At 55.6% G+C, this 14118-nt stretch carries 8 protein-coding genes; 7 read left to right on the forward strand and 1 reads right to left on the reverse strand.

The annotated features are described in order from the left end of the window. Window position 1: 1 nt before the first annotated feature. The 5 genes from bcsZ to ACLJNW_RS17160 all read left to right on the forward strand — a co-directional run bounded on the left by bcsZ (window position 2) and on the right by ACLJNW_RS17160 (window position 9966). Entirely contained in the window at window positions 2-1111 is a 1110-nt protein-coding gene (gene bcsZ, locus ACLJNW_RS17140; protein WP_024146320.1) for a cellulose synthase complex periplasmic endoglucanase BcsZ, read from the forward strand. Beyond that, window positions 1093-4635, forward strand: coding sequence for a cellulose synthase complex outer membrane protein BcsC (gene bcsC, locus ACLJNW_RS17145; protein ID WP_023204139.1), 3543 nt, complete (start codon window positions 1093-1095; stop codon window positions 4633-4635). The genes bcsZ and bcsC overlap by 19 nt, the downstream gene beginning before the upstream one ends. A 173-nt stretch (window positions 4636-4808) precedes the next feature. Further along, window positions 4809-6815: a biofilm formation regulator HmsP gene (gene hmsP, locus ACLJNW_RS17150; RefSeq protein WP_023204138.1), complete on the forward strand. Its 2007-nt coding sequence runs from the start codon at window positions 4809-4811 to the stop codon at window positions 6813-6815. A 157-nt stretch (window positions 6816-6972) separates the two neighbouring features. Beyond that, entirely contained in the window at window positions 6973-8259 is a 1287-nt protein-coding gene (gene dctA / locus ACLJNW_RS17155) for a C4-dicarboxylate transporter DctC (protein ID WP_000858228.1), read from the forward strand. A gap of 219 nt (window positions 8260-8478) precedes the next feature. After that, window positions 8479-9966 carry a M16 family metallopeptidase gene (locus ACLJNW_RS17160; protein ID WP_001163182.1) on the forward strand — a complete coding sequence of 496 codons (1488 nt, stop codon included), beginning with the start codon at window positions 8479-8481 and terminating at the stop codon, window positions 9964-9966. Between the two features lie 53 nt (window positions 9967-10019). Here ACLJNW_RS17160 and ACLJNW_RS17165 read toward each other — a convergent pair whose 3' ends face one another. After that, the gene (locus tag ACLJNW_RS17165; RefSeq protein ID WP_000037586.1) at window positions 10020-10949 is read right to left on the reverse strand and encodes a sugar kinase; all 930 of its coding nucleotides are present in this window, start codon (window positions 10947-10949) and stop codon (window positions 10020-10022) included. A 228-nt stretch (window positions 10950-11177) separates the two neighbouring features. Between ACLJNW_RS17165 and pdeH the strand changes: the two genes are divergently transcribed. Both pdeH and ACLJNW_RS17175 read left to right on the forward strand, forming a co-directional pair. Next, complete coding sequence (gene pdeH / locus ACLJNW_RS17170) at window positions 11178-11945, forward strand: cyclic-guanylate-specific phosphodiesterase (protein ID WP_000595623.1); 768 nt, start codon at window positions 11178-11180, stop codon at window positions 11943-11945. 109 nt (window positions 11946-12054) lie between these two features. Then, entirely contained in the window at window positions 12055-14115 is a 2061-nt protein-coding gene (locus tag ACLJNW_RS17175; RefSeq protein ID WP_000158685.1) for an AsmA family protein, read from the forward strand. Window positions 14116-14118 lie beyond the last annotated feature (3 nt).

Raw genomic sequence — 14118 nt, forward strand, 5'->3', positions numbered from 1 at the left:
CATGATGACTATGCTGCGCGGATGGATAACGATGCTCGTCATGCTGACGGCAATAAATGCGCAGGCAGCCTGTAGCTGGCCTGCGTGGGAACAGTTCAAGAAAGATTACATTAGCCAGCAGGGACGCGTTATCGATCCGGGCAATGCGCGAAAAATTACCACCTCCGAAGGGCAAAGCTACGCCATGTTCTTTGCCCTGGCAGCGAACGATCGACCGGCGTTCGCGCAACTGTTTAACTGGACGCAAAACAATCTGGCGCAGGGATCGTTGCGTGAACATCTGCCCGCCTGGCTGTGGGGGCAAAAAGATCCCGACACCTGGTCGGTGCTGGACAGCAACTCCGCGTCCGACGGCGATATCTGGATGGCATGGTCGCTGCTGGAGGCCGGTCGTCTGTGGAAAGAGACGCGTTATACCGAGGTGGGCACGGCGTTGCTAAAACGCATCGCCCGCGAAGAGGTCGTGAATGTGCCGGGGCTGGGCTCAATGCTGCTACCTGGCAAAATCGGCTTTGCCGAGGCGAATAGCTGGCGTTTTAACCCAAGCTATCTGCCGCCGCAGTTGGCGCAATACTTTAGCCGTTTTGGCGCGCCGTGGTCGACGTTACGGGAAACCAATTTGCGGCTTTTGCTGGAAACCGCGCCGAAAGGTTTCTCGCCGGACTGGGTGCGTTATGAAAGCAAGCAAGGCTGGCAGTTGAAAGCGGAAAAGACGCTGATCAGTAGCTACGATGCGATTCGCGTCTATTTATGGGCGGGAATGATGCATGATGGCGATCCGCAAAAAGCGCGTTTACTGGCGCGATTTAAACCGATGGCGACGTTAACGATGAAAAACGGCGTTCCACCGGAGAAAGTGGATGTCGTCAGCGGGAATGCGCAAGGGACGGGGCCGGTCGGGTTTTCCGCCGCTTTACTGCCTTTCCTGCAAAATCGCGACGCCCAGGCCGTGCAGCGACAGCGGGTCGCAGACCATTTTCCTGGCAGCGATGCCTATTACAACTATGTGCTGACTCTCTTTGGACAAGGCTGGGATCAGCACCGTTTTCGCTTCACCGTCAAAGGTGAATTATTACCTGACTGGGGCCAGGAATGCGTAAGTTCACGTTAAGTCTCATGCACGCTTTTTTGCCGGCTGGCGGTCGAAACGCCTTACCTGGCAAAAGGGGCGTTTCTCGGGCATTGTTGGGTTTATCGCTTGGTATGGCGCTAACACCGCTTGCCGGCGCAGCGACCTCCGCGCAGCAACAGTTGCTGGAGCAGGTTCGGCTGGGCGAGGCCACGCACCGTGAGGACTTAGTCCGTCAGTCGCTCTATCGCCTGGAGCTGATCGACCCCAATGATCCACAGGTTATCGCCGCCCGTTTCCGCTATCTGTTGCGCCAGGGGGATAGCGACGGGGCGCAGAAGCTACTTGATCGGCTGGCGCAACTGGCGCCGGAGTCGACGGCGTATCAATCTTCCCGCACCGCGATGCTGCTCTCCACGCCGCAAGGACGCCAGTCTTTGCAGGAGGCGCGTTTACTGGCGACGACCGGCCATACTGAACAAGCGATCGCCAGCTACGACAAGCTGTTTAAAGGTTATCCGCCGGAGGGCGAACTGGCGGTCGAATACTGGACGACCGTGGCGAAATTGCCCGCCCGCCGTCACGAAGCGATTAACCAGCTACAGAAAATCAATGCCGTCAGTCCGGGTAATAACGCTCTGCAAAATGCGCTGGCGCAACTGTTGTTCGCCAGCGGGCGGCGCGATGAGGGATTCGCGGTGCTAAAACAGATGGCGAAATCCAGTACGGGACGCAGCGCGGCCTCCGCCATCTGGTACCAGCAGATAAAAGATCTCCCGGTGAGCGACGCCAGCGTAAAAGCGTTGCAAGACTATCTGACGCAGTTTAGCGAAGGCGATAGCGTGTCTGCCGCCCGCGCCCAGCTTAGCGAGCAGCAAAAACAGTTAGCCGATCCGGCGTTCCGCGCGCGCTCGCAGGGCATCGCGGCGGTTAATGCCGGAGAAGGCGGTAAGGCCATTGCGCAATTGCAGCAGGCGGTGAGCGCCCGGCAGGACGACAGCGAGGCGGTCGGCGCGCTGGGGCAGGCATACTCACAGCGTGGCGATCGCGCCCGCGCCGTCGCGCAGTTTGAAAAGGCGCTGGCGATGGCGCCGCACAGCAGCAGCCGCGATAAGTGGGAGAGTCTGCTGAAGGTCAATCGCTACTGGCTGTTAATTCAGCAGGGCGACGCGGCCTTAAAAGCGAATAATCTGGCCCAGGCGGAGCGTTTCTATCAGCAGGCGCGAGCAGTGGATAACACCGACAGCTACGCGGTGCTGGGGCTGGGGGATGTGGCGATGGCGCGCAAAGATAATGCCGCCGCCGAACGTTATTATCAGCAGACGCTGCGTATGGATAGCGGTAATACCAATGCTGTACGCGGGCTGGCGAATCTTTATCGCCAGCAGTCGCCGCAAAAAGCCGCCGCGTTTATCGCTTCTCTTTCCGCCAGCCAGCGGCGCAGTATCGACGATATCGAACGCAGTCTGGAAAATGACCGTCTGGCGCAGCAGGCGGAAACGCTGGAAAGCGAGGGCAAATGGGCGCAGGCCGCAGAACTGCACCGTCGCCGGCTGGCATTAGATCCGGGGAGCGTGTGGGTAACGTATCGACTGTCACGCGATCTGTGGCAGGCCGGGCAGCACGCCCAGGCCGATGCGCAAATGCGCTCTCTGGCGCAGCAGAAGCCAAACGATCCGGAACAGGTCTATGCTTATGGGCTTTATCTTTCCGGCAGCGATCGGGACCGGGCGGCGCTGGCGCATCTCAATACCCTGCCGACCAGCCAGTGGAACAGCAATATTCAGGAACTGGCGGGCCGATTGCAAAGTAACCAGGTGCTGGAAAGCGCTAACCGCTTGCGCGATAGCGGCAAAGAACGCGAAGCGGAAGCGTTGTTACGTCAGCAGCCGCCCTCTACGCGCATTGCGTTAACGTTGGCAGACTGGGCGCAGCAGCGTGGCGATAATGCGGCGGCCCGCGCCGCTTATGACGCCGTTCTGGCGCGGGAACCGGGTAATGTCGATGCCATGCTGGGGCGGGTGGAAATCGACATCGCACAGGGCGATAACGCTGCGGCGCGCGCTCAACTGGCGGCGCTGCCTGCGTCGCAAATCACCTCTCTTAACATGCAGCGCCGCGTCGTGCTGGCGCAGCTCCAGCTTGGCGATATCACGGCGGCGGCGCGGATCTTTAACCGCATTACGCCGCAGGCAAAAGCACAGCCGCCATCAATGGAAAGCGCAATGGTATTGCGTGACGCCGCCGCTTTTCAGGCGCAAACGGGCGAGCCGCAGCGGGCGCTGGAGACCTACAAAGAGGCAATGGTCGCCGCAGCGATTACGCCGGTTCTTCCCCAGGATAACGATACCTTTACCCGCCTGACGCGCAATGATGAAAAAGATGACTGGCTAAAACGCGGCGTGCGTAGCGATGCGGCGGAGTTGTACCGTCAGCAGGATCTCAATGTCACGTTGGCGCACGATTATTGGGGGTCGAGCGGGACTGGCGGTTACTCCGATCTGAAGGCGCATACCACGATGCTTCAGGTGGATGCGCCCTGGTCGGACGGACGGGCGTTCTTTCGTACTGATATGGTGAATATGGATGTTGGCCGCTTCTCTACGGATGCGGATGGAAAATACGATAATAACTGGGGTACCTGTACGCTGGAGAAATGCAGCGGACATCGTAGCCAGGCCGATACGGGCGCGAGCGTGGCGGTCGGCTGGCAGAATGAGACCTGGCGCTGGGATATCGGCACGACGCCGATGGGCTTTAATGTCGTTGATGTGGTCGGCGGCGTCAGCTATAGCGACGATATCGGGCCGTTGGGTTATACCCTGAACGCGCATCGTCGCCCGATCTCCAGCTCGCTGCTGGCGTTTGGCGGGCAAAAGGATGCCAGCAGCAATACCGGCACCAAATGGGGCGGCGTGCGGGCCAACGGCGGCGGCGTCAGTCTCAGCTATGATAAAGGCGAAGCAAACGGTGTCTGGGCGTCGCTCAGCGGCGACCAGTTGAGCGGTAAAAATGTGGAAGATAACTGGCGCGTGCGCTGGATGACCGGTTATTACTATAAGGTGATTAACGAGAATAACCGCCGTGTTACCGTCGGGCTGAATAACATGATCTGGCATTACGACAAAGATCTGAGCGGTTATTCACTGGGTCAGGGCGGTTATTATAGCCCGCAGGAATACCTGTCGTTTGCGGTGCCGGTGATGTGGCGGCAGCGTACGGAAAACTGGTCGTGGGAGTTAGGCGGCTCGGTATCCTGGTCGCACTCCCGCAACCGTACCATGCCGCGTTATCCGCTGATGAATTTGATCCCGGCAGATTATCAGGAGGATGCGCGTGACCAGACCAACGGCGGCGGCAGCAGCCAGGGATTTGGCTATACCGCGCGGGCGCTCATTGAACGCCGGGTCACTGCCAACTGGTTTGTGGGTACGGCTGTCGATATTCAGCAGGCGAAAGACTATACCCCCAGTCATCTGCTGCTGTATGTCCGTTATTCCGCGGCGGGCTGGCAGGGGGATATGGATTTACCGCCGCAGCCTCTGGTGCCTTACGCTGACTGGTAATCATTGCGTCAGGCCTACGAATTGACAGGCGTCGTAGGCCTGAGAAGCGCAGCGCCATCAGACGCTATCATTAACCGTTATTCAGAAAAGTCCTTTTCAGATACAGCCTCTCTTAATGCCGCTGCAATCGGGTATACTCAGGCGGCAGTCCGGGATATCCAGGGAGAGTCAATTTGCGCGTCAGCCGCTCGTTAACAATTAAACAGATGGCAATGGTTGCGGCCGTTGTCATGATGTTTGTTTTTGTCTTTTGCACCGTTTTGTTGTTCCATCTGGTACAGCAGAACCGCTACAACACGGCTACGCAACTGGAAAGCATCGCGCGCTCTGTTCGGGAACCTCTTTCTTCCGCGATTTTAAAAGCGGATCTCCCCGGCGCGGAAACCATTCTGGAAAGTATTAAACCTGCGGGCGTGGTGAGTCGCGCCGATGTGGTATTGCCGAATCAGTTCCAGGCGTTGCGTAAGCGCTTCATTCCTGAACGCCCCGTCCCGGTTATGGTGACGCGTCTCTTCGAACTGCCGGTACAAATTTCTTTACCGGTTTATTCGCTGGAGCGTCCCGCCAATCCGCAACCGCTGGCCTACCTTGTATTGCAGGCGGATTCGTACCGTATGTACAAGTTCGTCATGAGCGCGCTCTCTACGTTAGTGACCATTTACTTACTTTTATCGCTGATCCTGACGGTGGCCATCGCCTGGTGCGTAAACCGCCTGATTGTGCATCCGCTGCGCAAAATCGCCCGCGAGCTGAACGACATTCCGCAGCAGGAGCTGATCGGACATCAGCTGGCGTTGCCGCGTCTGCATCAGGATGATGAAATTGGAATGCTGGTGCGCAGCTATAACCTCAACCAGCAGCTTATGCAGCGTCAACGCGAGGAGCAAACGGACAACGCGATGCGTTTTCCGGTTTCCGAGCTGCCCAATAAAGCCTTTTTAATGGCATTGCTGGAACAGGTTATCACCCGCCAACAAACCACCGCGCTTATCATCGTGACGTGCGAAACGTTGCGTGACACGGCAGGCGTGCTGCAAGAAACGCAGCGGGAGATTCTATTACTGACGCTGGTTGAGAAGCTGAAGTCGGTGCTGGCGCCGCGCATGGTGCTTACGCAGGTCAGCGGGTATGACTTCGCCATTATCGCTCACGGCGTCAAAGAGCCGTGGCACGCCATCACATTAGGTCAGCAAATACTCACTATCATTAATGAACGACTGCCCATCCAGGGTATTCAACTGCGCCCAAGCTGCAGTATTGGCATTGCGATGTATTATGGCGATCTGACCGCCGAAGCGCTCTATGGTCGCGCCGTCTCCGCCGCGTTTACCGCGCGCCGAAAAGGTAAAAATCAGATCCAGTTCTTTGACCCGGCGCAGATGGAGGCCGCTCAACAGCGCCTTACCGAAGAGAGCGATATCCTTACCGCGCTGGATAACCATCAGTTTGCCATTTGGCTGCAGCCGCAGGTCGAGATGCGCAGCGGCAACGTATTAAGCGCCGAAGCCTTGTTACGTATGCAGCAGCCGGACGGTAGCTGGGAATTGCCGGAGGGGCTGATTGAGCGCATTGAATCCTGCGGCCTGATGGTCACGGTGGGCCATTGGGTGCTGGAAGAGTCCTGTCGCCAGCTTGCCGCCTGGCAGGAGCGCGGCGTGACATTGCCGCTCTCCGTCAATCTTTCCGCGTTACAGCTCATGCACCCTGGCATGGTGTCGGAGCTGCTGGAATTGTTAAACCGCTATCGTATTCAACCAGGTACGCTGATTCTTGAGGTCACTGAAAGCCGCCGTATCGACGATCCGCACGCTGCCGTCGCTATCTTACGTCCGTTACGTAATGCTGGCGTGCGTATCGCACTGGATGATTTTGGCATGGGTTACGCGGGGCTGCGCCAGTTACAGCATATGAAGTCGCTACCGGTCGATATCCTTAAAATTGATAAAATGTTTGTCGATGGGTTACCGGATGATCACAGTATGGTGACGGCGATTATCCTGATGGCCCGCAGCCTTAATTTACAATTGATTGCCGAGGGCGTGGAGAACGAGGCGCAACGCGCGTGGCTGGAACAGGCTGGAGTCAACGTCGCGCAAGGCTTCCTGTTTGCTCGGCCCGTTCCCGCGGATATCTTTGAAGAACGGTATCTGTCGCACGAAAATCCTGATTACAAAAGTTAAAAAAGGTCGCGCTTGTGCGAGCCAGCTCAAACTTTTTAACATTTTTGTTTCAATTATGATCCTGGCGCATTTCTGTCATGTTGTGTGGGTGTTATTTTAAGGCCGCAGGTTACTCATAACCTTACAAGACCTGTGGTTTTTACTTCAAGGACACCCTATGAAAACCTCTCTGTTCAAAAGTCTTTATTTTCAGGTCCTGACAGCAATCGCCATTGGTATTCTCCTTGGCCATTACTATCCTGAACTGGGCGCACAAATGAAACCGCTTGGCGACGCGTTCGTTAAGCTCATTAAGATGATCATCGCTCCTGTCATTTTCTGTACAGTCGTGACGGGCATCGCAGGCATGGAAAGCATGAAAGCGGTGGGGCGTACCGGCGCGGTCGCGCTGCTTTACTTTGAAATTGTCAGTACGATTGCGCTGATTATCGGTCTTATCATCGTCAACGTCGTGCAACCTGGCGCCGGGATGAACGTCGATCCGGCAACGCTGGATGCGCAGGCGGTGGCCGTTTATGCCGCACAAGCCAAGGAGCAGGGCATTATTGCCTTCCTGATGGATGTCATACCGGGCAGCGTGATCGGCGCGTTTGCCAGCGGCAACATTCTGCAGGTCTTACTGTTTGCGGTGTTGTTTGGTTTTGCGCTGCACCGTTTGGGCAGCAAAGGCCAGCTCATTTTCAATGTGATTGAGAGTTTTTCGCAGGTCATTTTCGGCATCATCAATATGATCATGCGCCTGGCGCCGATTGGCGCATTCGGCGCGATGGCCTTCACCATCGGTAAATACGGCGTCGGTTCTCTGGTGCAACTGGGGCAGCTCATTATCTGCTTCTATATCACCTGTATTCTCTTCGTGGTGGTGGTGCTGGGGACGATTGCACGGGTAACGGGCTTTAGCATTTTTAAATTTATTCGCTATATCCGGGAAGAATTACTCATTGTGCTCGGCACCTCCTCTTCCGAGTCAGCGTTGCCGCGTATGCTCGATAAGATGGAAAAACTGGGGTGCCGTAAATCGGTGGTGGGGCTGGTGATCCCGACGGGGTATTCGTTCAACCTTGATGGCACCTCTATTTACCTGACGATGGCGGCGGTGTTTATCGCCCAGGCGACCAACAGCCATATGGATATCTTCCACCAGATAACGCTGCTGGTCGTGCTGCTGCTATCGTCAAAAGGCGCCGCGGGCGTGACCGGAAGCGGCTTTATTGTGCTGGCGGCCACTATCTCCGCCGTAGGCCATTTGCCGGTGGCGGGACTGGCGTTAATCCTCGGTATCGACCGCTTTATGTCCGAAGCGCGCGCGCTGACTAACCTGGTGGGTAACGGCGTGGCGACGGTGGTGGTTGCCAAATGGGTGAAAGAGTTAGATCACCAAAAGCTGGACGATGTGCTTAATAATCGTGCGCCGGATGGCAAAACGCACGAAATTTCCTCCTAATCTCGCCACTTATGCCCGTAGTCCCTTCCAGGACTGCGGGTGTTTGCGCATAATTGACCCCTGCGCCCAAAGCATACAGCATGATGCTTAGGGATTATTTCACTTCTTCCGTGACATTTTTAGGTTCTCGCGGTCTAACACGAAGTGTTTTTACGTCATATTCAGGCATCCCTGCCGGGGCTGTCTTTTTATTACCAGGATTGTTGATCAGGGGTTCACATGCAGGGCACAAAAATTCGACTCTTAGCGGGCAGTCTGTTGATGTTGGCCTCTGCCGGCTATGTGCAGGCAGATGCGCTCCAGCCCGATCCGGCATGGCAACAGGGGACGCTGGCTAATGGGTTACAGTGGCAAGTGTTGGCTACGCCTCAGCGCCCCAGCGATCGTATTGAAGTTCGTCTCCAGGTTAATACCGGTTCGCTCACCGAAAGTACGCAACAGAGCGGGTTCAGCCATGCGATTCCCCGTATCGCGCTGACGCAAAGCGGTGGTCTGGATGCCGCACAGGCACGTTCTTTATGGCAGCAAGGGTTTGATCCGAAACGTCCCATGCCGCCCGTTATTGTTTCTTATGATTCCACGCTCTATAACCTCAGTTTACCCAATAACCGTAACGATCTGCTGAAAGAAGCGCTGACCTATCTGGCTAACGTCTCCGGTAAATTAACCATTACGCCAGAGACGGTGAATCATGCGTTAAGCAGCGAAGATATGGTTGCGACGTGGCCAGCAGATACGAAAGAGGGCTGGTGGCGTTATCGGCTGAAAGGGTCGGCGTTATTGGGGCACGATCCCGCGGAACCGTTAAAGCAGCCGGTAGACGCAGCCAAAATTCAGGCTTTCTATGAAAAATGGTACACCCCGGATGCCATGACGCTGATTGTTGTCGGCAACATTGATGCGCGCTCCGTCGCCGAGCAGATCAATAAAACGTTCGGTACGCTGAAAGGTAAACGCGAAACGCCCGCCCCGGTGCCGACGCTTTCGCCGCTGCGGGCGGAATCAGTGAGCATTATGACCGATGCGGTGCGCCAGGATCGTCTCTCCATTATGTGGGATACGCCGTGGCAACCGATTCGCGAGTCGGCGGCGCTGTTGCGCTACTGGCAGGCGGATCTGGCGCGCGAAGCGCTGTTCTGGCATATCCAGCAAGAGCTTACTAAAAATAACGCGAAAGATATTGGTCTGGGGTTTGACTGCCGGGTTCTGTTTCTGCGCGCGCAGTGCGCCATCAACATTGAATCACCTAATGATAAGCTCAATACCAATTTGAGCCTGGTGGCGAATGAACTGGCGAAAGTACGCGATAAAGGTTTGTCGGAAGAGGAGTTTACTGCGCTGGTGGCGCAGAAAAATCTCGAATTGCAAAAGCTGTTCGCGACCTACGCGCGTACCGATACTGACATTTTGACTGGACAGCGTATGCGCTCGCTGCAGAATCAAGTGGTGGATATCGCGCCGGAGCAGTATCAGAAGCTGCGCCAGAATTTCCTCAACAGCCTGACCGTCGATATGCTCAATCAGAATCTACGTCAGCAGCTATCGCAGGAGATGGCATTAATTTTGCTGCAACCGCAAGGCGAGCCGGAATTTAATATGAAGGCGTTAAAGGCGACGTGGGATGAAATCATGGTCCCGACTACTGCCGCCGCTGTTGAAGCAGATGAGGCGCATCCGGAAGTGACGGAGACACCGGCGGCACAGTAAGCTGCCGCCTGTCGGCCCGGTAAGCGCAGCGCCACCGGGCAAGAGCGAATGACTTACTGCGGCATCGCGTCGTGCGGAATAATGGCCCCACGGTACTGAATCACCGTGCTGGCCGTCAGGTGTCCGCGCTTCGCGGCATCCGTCGCGCTGCCGCCCGTCAAACGAACGGCCAGATAACCGGCGCTGAAGGAGTCGCCTGCGGCAGTGGTGTCTATCACTTTCTCTTTCGGCAGTTTTACTGCCGGAACGTCAATGAGCGCCTCGCCCTGAATTGAGACCAGGCAAGAGTCCGCCCCGCGTTTTACCACCACTTCCTGCACGCCTGCCGCATGGGTGCGGGCAATGACCTCTTCCACCGGTTGCTGACCCCATAGCGCGTCTTCATCGTCCAGTGTCAGGAAAGCGATATCAGTACATTCCAGCATCTTTTGATAGACCTGCTGCGTTTCTTCGCGACTTGTCCATAAACGCGGGCGATAGTTATTATCAAAAATGACTTTCCCGCCGTTGGCCCGGCATTCACGCAATAAAGACAGCAGCTTATCACGGCTGGTCGGGCTTAAAATCGCGAGGCTAATGCCGCTCAGGTAGAGATAATCGAAGGTCGCCAGCGCCTTGCAGATAGCCGCTGACTGCTCGCTCTCCAGCCAGAATTTCGCTGCCGCTTCGTTACGCCAGTAGTAGAAGGTACGCTCGCCAGTGTCATCGGTTTCGATGTAATAGAGGCCTGGTAGGCGATTTTCCATCCGCTGCGTTAGCGAGGTATCCACATTTTCATGCTGCCACGCCTCCAGCATCTGTTGGCTGAAACTGTCGGTACCCAGCGCCGTCACATAGTGAACGGCCAGAGCGGCAGAATCGACCTGACGGGCAATATAAACGGAGGTATTCAGCGTGTCGCCGCCGAAGCCGCGCTGAACATCAGCGCCTTTCTGCGACAGCTCAATCATGCATTCGCCAATCACGGCAATCTTTTTAGACATAGTCGTGAACCTGATCTGTAAAAATTAGCGTTAGTGTGCGCTGTGGATGTTTAGTGGTCAATAATATTAAAACATCGGTCCATTATTTTTTTGAGCAAGTGCGTATTTTTGACAAGTTTCGGGGGCTGTTTTTATTTTGCCAGGGACCGAGGGTAAAGTTCTCTGCCTGAACGCCGATAACCTTTGACGAGTCCGGACAGTCACACTCCCATTAACAGGACAACTGAGATGATAAAGCAGGTTATCCAGCAGCTACGCGTTCCTGATGCAGGTATAGAGAATTTGCAGGAACGGCGCTATTGGCTGCAATGCGAGCGTGCCTATACTTACCAGCCGATATACCAGACGGATGGCCGTCTGATGGCGGTTGAACTTCTCACTGTCGTCACTCATCCTGATAACCCTTCCAGACGTATTGCCCCGGATCGTTATTTCGCGGAGTTAGCGGTTCGACACCGCATTGACGTAGTGAAAGAACAACTTCATCAGCTTGAACAAAAAGCGGATTTTTTCACTCGCCATCACTTATTGGCATCAGTCAATGTCGACGGCCCTACGCTGATTGCCATGCGACGACAGCCGGACATTCTGGCCGCGATGGAGCGCTTACCCTGGCTGCGTTTCGAACTGGTGGAACATATTCGTTTGCCGAAAGACTCCTCTTTCGCCTCGATGTGTGAGTTCGGCCCGCTGTGGCTGGATGATTTTGGTACAGGCATGGCCAATTTTTCAGCGCTGAGCGAAGTGCGTTATGACTACATTAAAGTGGCGCGCGAGCTATTCGTCATGCTGCGTCAGTCCGCGGAGGGGCGCAACCTGTTCATTCTGCTGCTGCAACTGATGAACCGCTACTGCCGCGGCGTTATTGTCGAGGGCGTGGAGACGCTGGAAGAGTGGCGTGATGTGCAGCGTTCGCCCGCCTTTGCCGCCCAGGGCTATTTTCTTTCTCGACCCGTGCCGCTGATATCGCTCGAAGAGGTGATTCTGACCCTGTAACGCCAGACTGTTCCCGTAATACGTGGTATTACGAGGCGCGGTCATCCTCCTTTTTCGTCTGGCTGAACTATCTTTAGGACAGGCAAGGGAAGAAGTGAGGAAATAACACATGACTAAAGCAGGCAAAATAACCGCCGCCATCACAGGGACTTTCTTGTTGTTGATCGCCATAGTGATTTTGTTGATCGCAACATTTGACTGGAACCGCCTCAAACCGACCATCAACCAGAAAGTCTCTACCGAATTGAACCGGCCTTTCGCTATTCGCGGCGATTTAGGCGTGGTGTGGGAACGCCAAAAACAGGAGACCGGCTGGCGAAGCTGGGTACCGTGGCCGCATGTTCACGCGGAAGACGTCATTCTCGGCAATCCGCCGGATATTCCGGAAGTTACGATGGTGCATCTGCCACGCGTTGAGGCGACGCTTGCCCCGCTGGCGCTCCTGACCAAAACCGTCTGGCTGCCGTGGATCAAACTGGTGAAACCCGACGCGCGTCTTATTCGTCTGTCCGAGAAAACCAATAACTGGACCTTTAACCTCACGCAAGACAAGAATACGGACCCCAATGCTAAACCTTCCGCCTGGTCCTTCCGGCTGGATAATATTCTCTTCGACCAGGGGCGAATCGCGATCGATGATAAGGTCAGTAAAGCGGATATCACTATTCTGGTCGATCCGTTAGGCAAACCGTTGCCGTTCAGCGAAGTGACGGGAACGAAAGGCAAAGCAGACAAATCCACCGTGGGCGACTATGTCTTCGGCCTGAAGGCGCAGGGGCGTTATAACGGGGAACCGTTGACCGGTACGGGGAAAATAGGCGGTATGCTGGCGCTACGCAGCGAAAGTACGCCTTTTCCTGTGCAGGCCGATTTCCGCTCTGGTAATACGCGGGTGGCTTTTAGCGGCGTGGTGAACGAACCGATGAAAATGGGCGGCGTCGATCTGCGGCTTAAATTCTCTGGCGATTCACTGGGCGATTTATATGATTTAACCGGCGTGCTGCTGCCGGATACGCCGCCGTTTGAGACCGATGGGCGATTGGTGGCGAAAATTGACGCCGAAAAGTCATCAGTATTTGATTATCGCGGTTTTAACGGGCGCATTGGCGACAGTGATATCCACGGCTCCCTCACTTATACCACCGGTAAACCGCGCCCTAAACTGGAAGGCGATGTCGAATCGCGCCAGTTACGCCTGGCCGATCTTGGGCCGCTGATTGGCGTGGATTCCGGGAAAGACGCTGAGCAGTCGAAACGGTCTGAACAGCGCAAAGGCGAGAAGAATGTTCAGCCGGCGGATAAAGTGTTGCCTTACGATCGCTTTGAAACCGACAAATGGGACGTCATGGACGCCGATGTCCGGTTTAAAGGCCGGCGTATTGAGCATGGCGGCAGTCTACCGATTAGCGATCTTTCGACCCATATCATCCTGAAAAACGCCGACTTACGTCTACAGCCGCTGAAGTTTGGTCTGGCAGGCGGCAGTATTGTCTCCAACATCCATCTGGAAGGGGATAAAAAGCCAATGCAGGGGCGGGCGGATATACAGGCGCGTCGGCTGAAGCTTAAAGAACTGATGCCGGATGTGGAGCTGATGCAGAAAACGCTGGGCGAGCTGAACGGCGATGCGGATATTCGCGGAACGGGCAACTCGGTCGCCGCGCTGCTTGGCAACAGTAACGGCAATCTCAAATTATTGATGAATGATGGATTGATTAGCCGCAACCTGATGGAAATCGTGGGGCTGAACGTCGGCAACTATATTGTCGGGCAGATTTTTGGCGATGACGAAGTGCGGGTTAACTGCGCGGCGGCGAATCTCAATATTGCGAACGGCGTGGCGCGACCGCAAATTTTTGCTTTTGATACAGAAAATGCGTTGATTAACGTGACCGGTACGGCGAGCTTCGCCTCTGAACAGCTCGATTTAACCATTGATCCGGAAAGTAAGGGGATTCGTATTATTACGCTGCGATCGCCGCTGTACGTGCGCGGGACATTTAAAAATCCGCAGGCGGGCGTCAAGCCCGGCCCGCTGATTGCGCGCGGCGCGGTTGCGGCAGCGCTGGCGACGTTGGTAACGCCCGCCGCCGCGCTATTGGCGCTCATTTCGCCCTCTGAAGGCGAAGCCAATCAGTGCCGGACGATTTTAACGCAGATGAAGCAGTAACGT

The organism is Salmonella sp. SAL4457 (assembly GCF_046548235.1).
Taxonomy (GTDB): domain Bacteria; phylum Pseudomonadota; class Gammaproteobacteria; order Enterobacterales; family Enterobacteriaceae; genus Salmonella; species Salmonella enterica.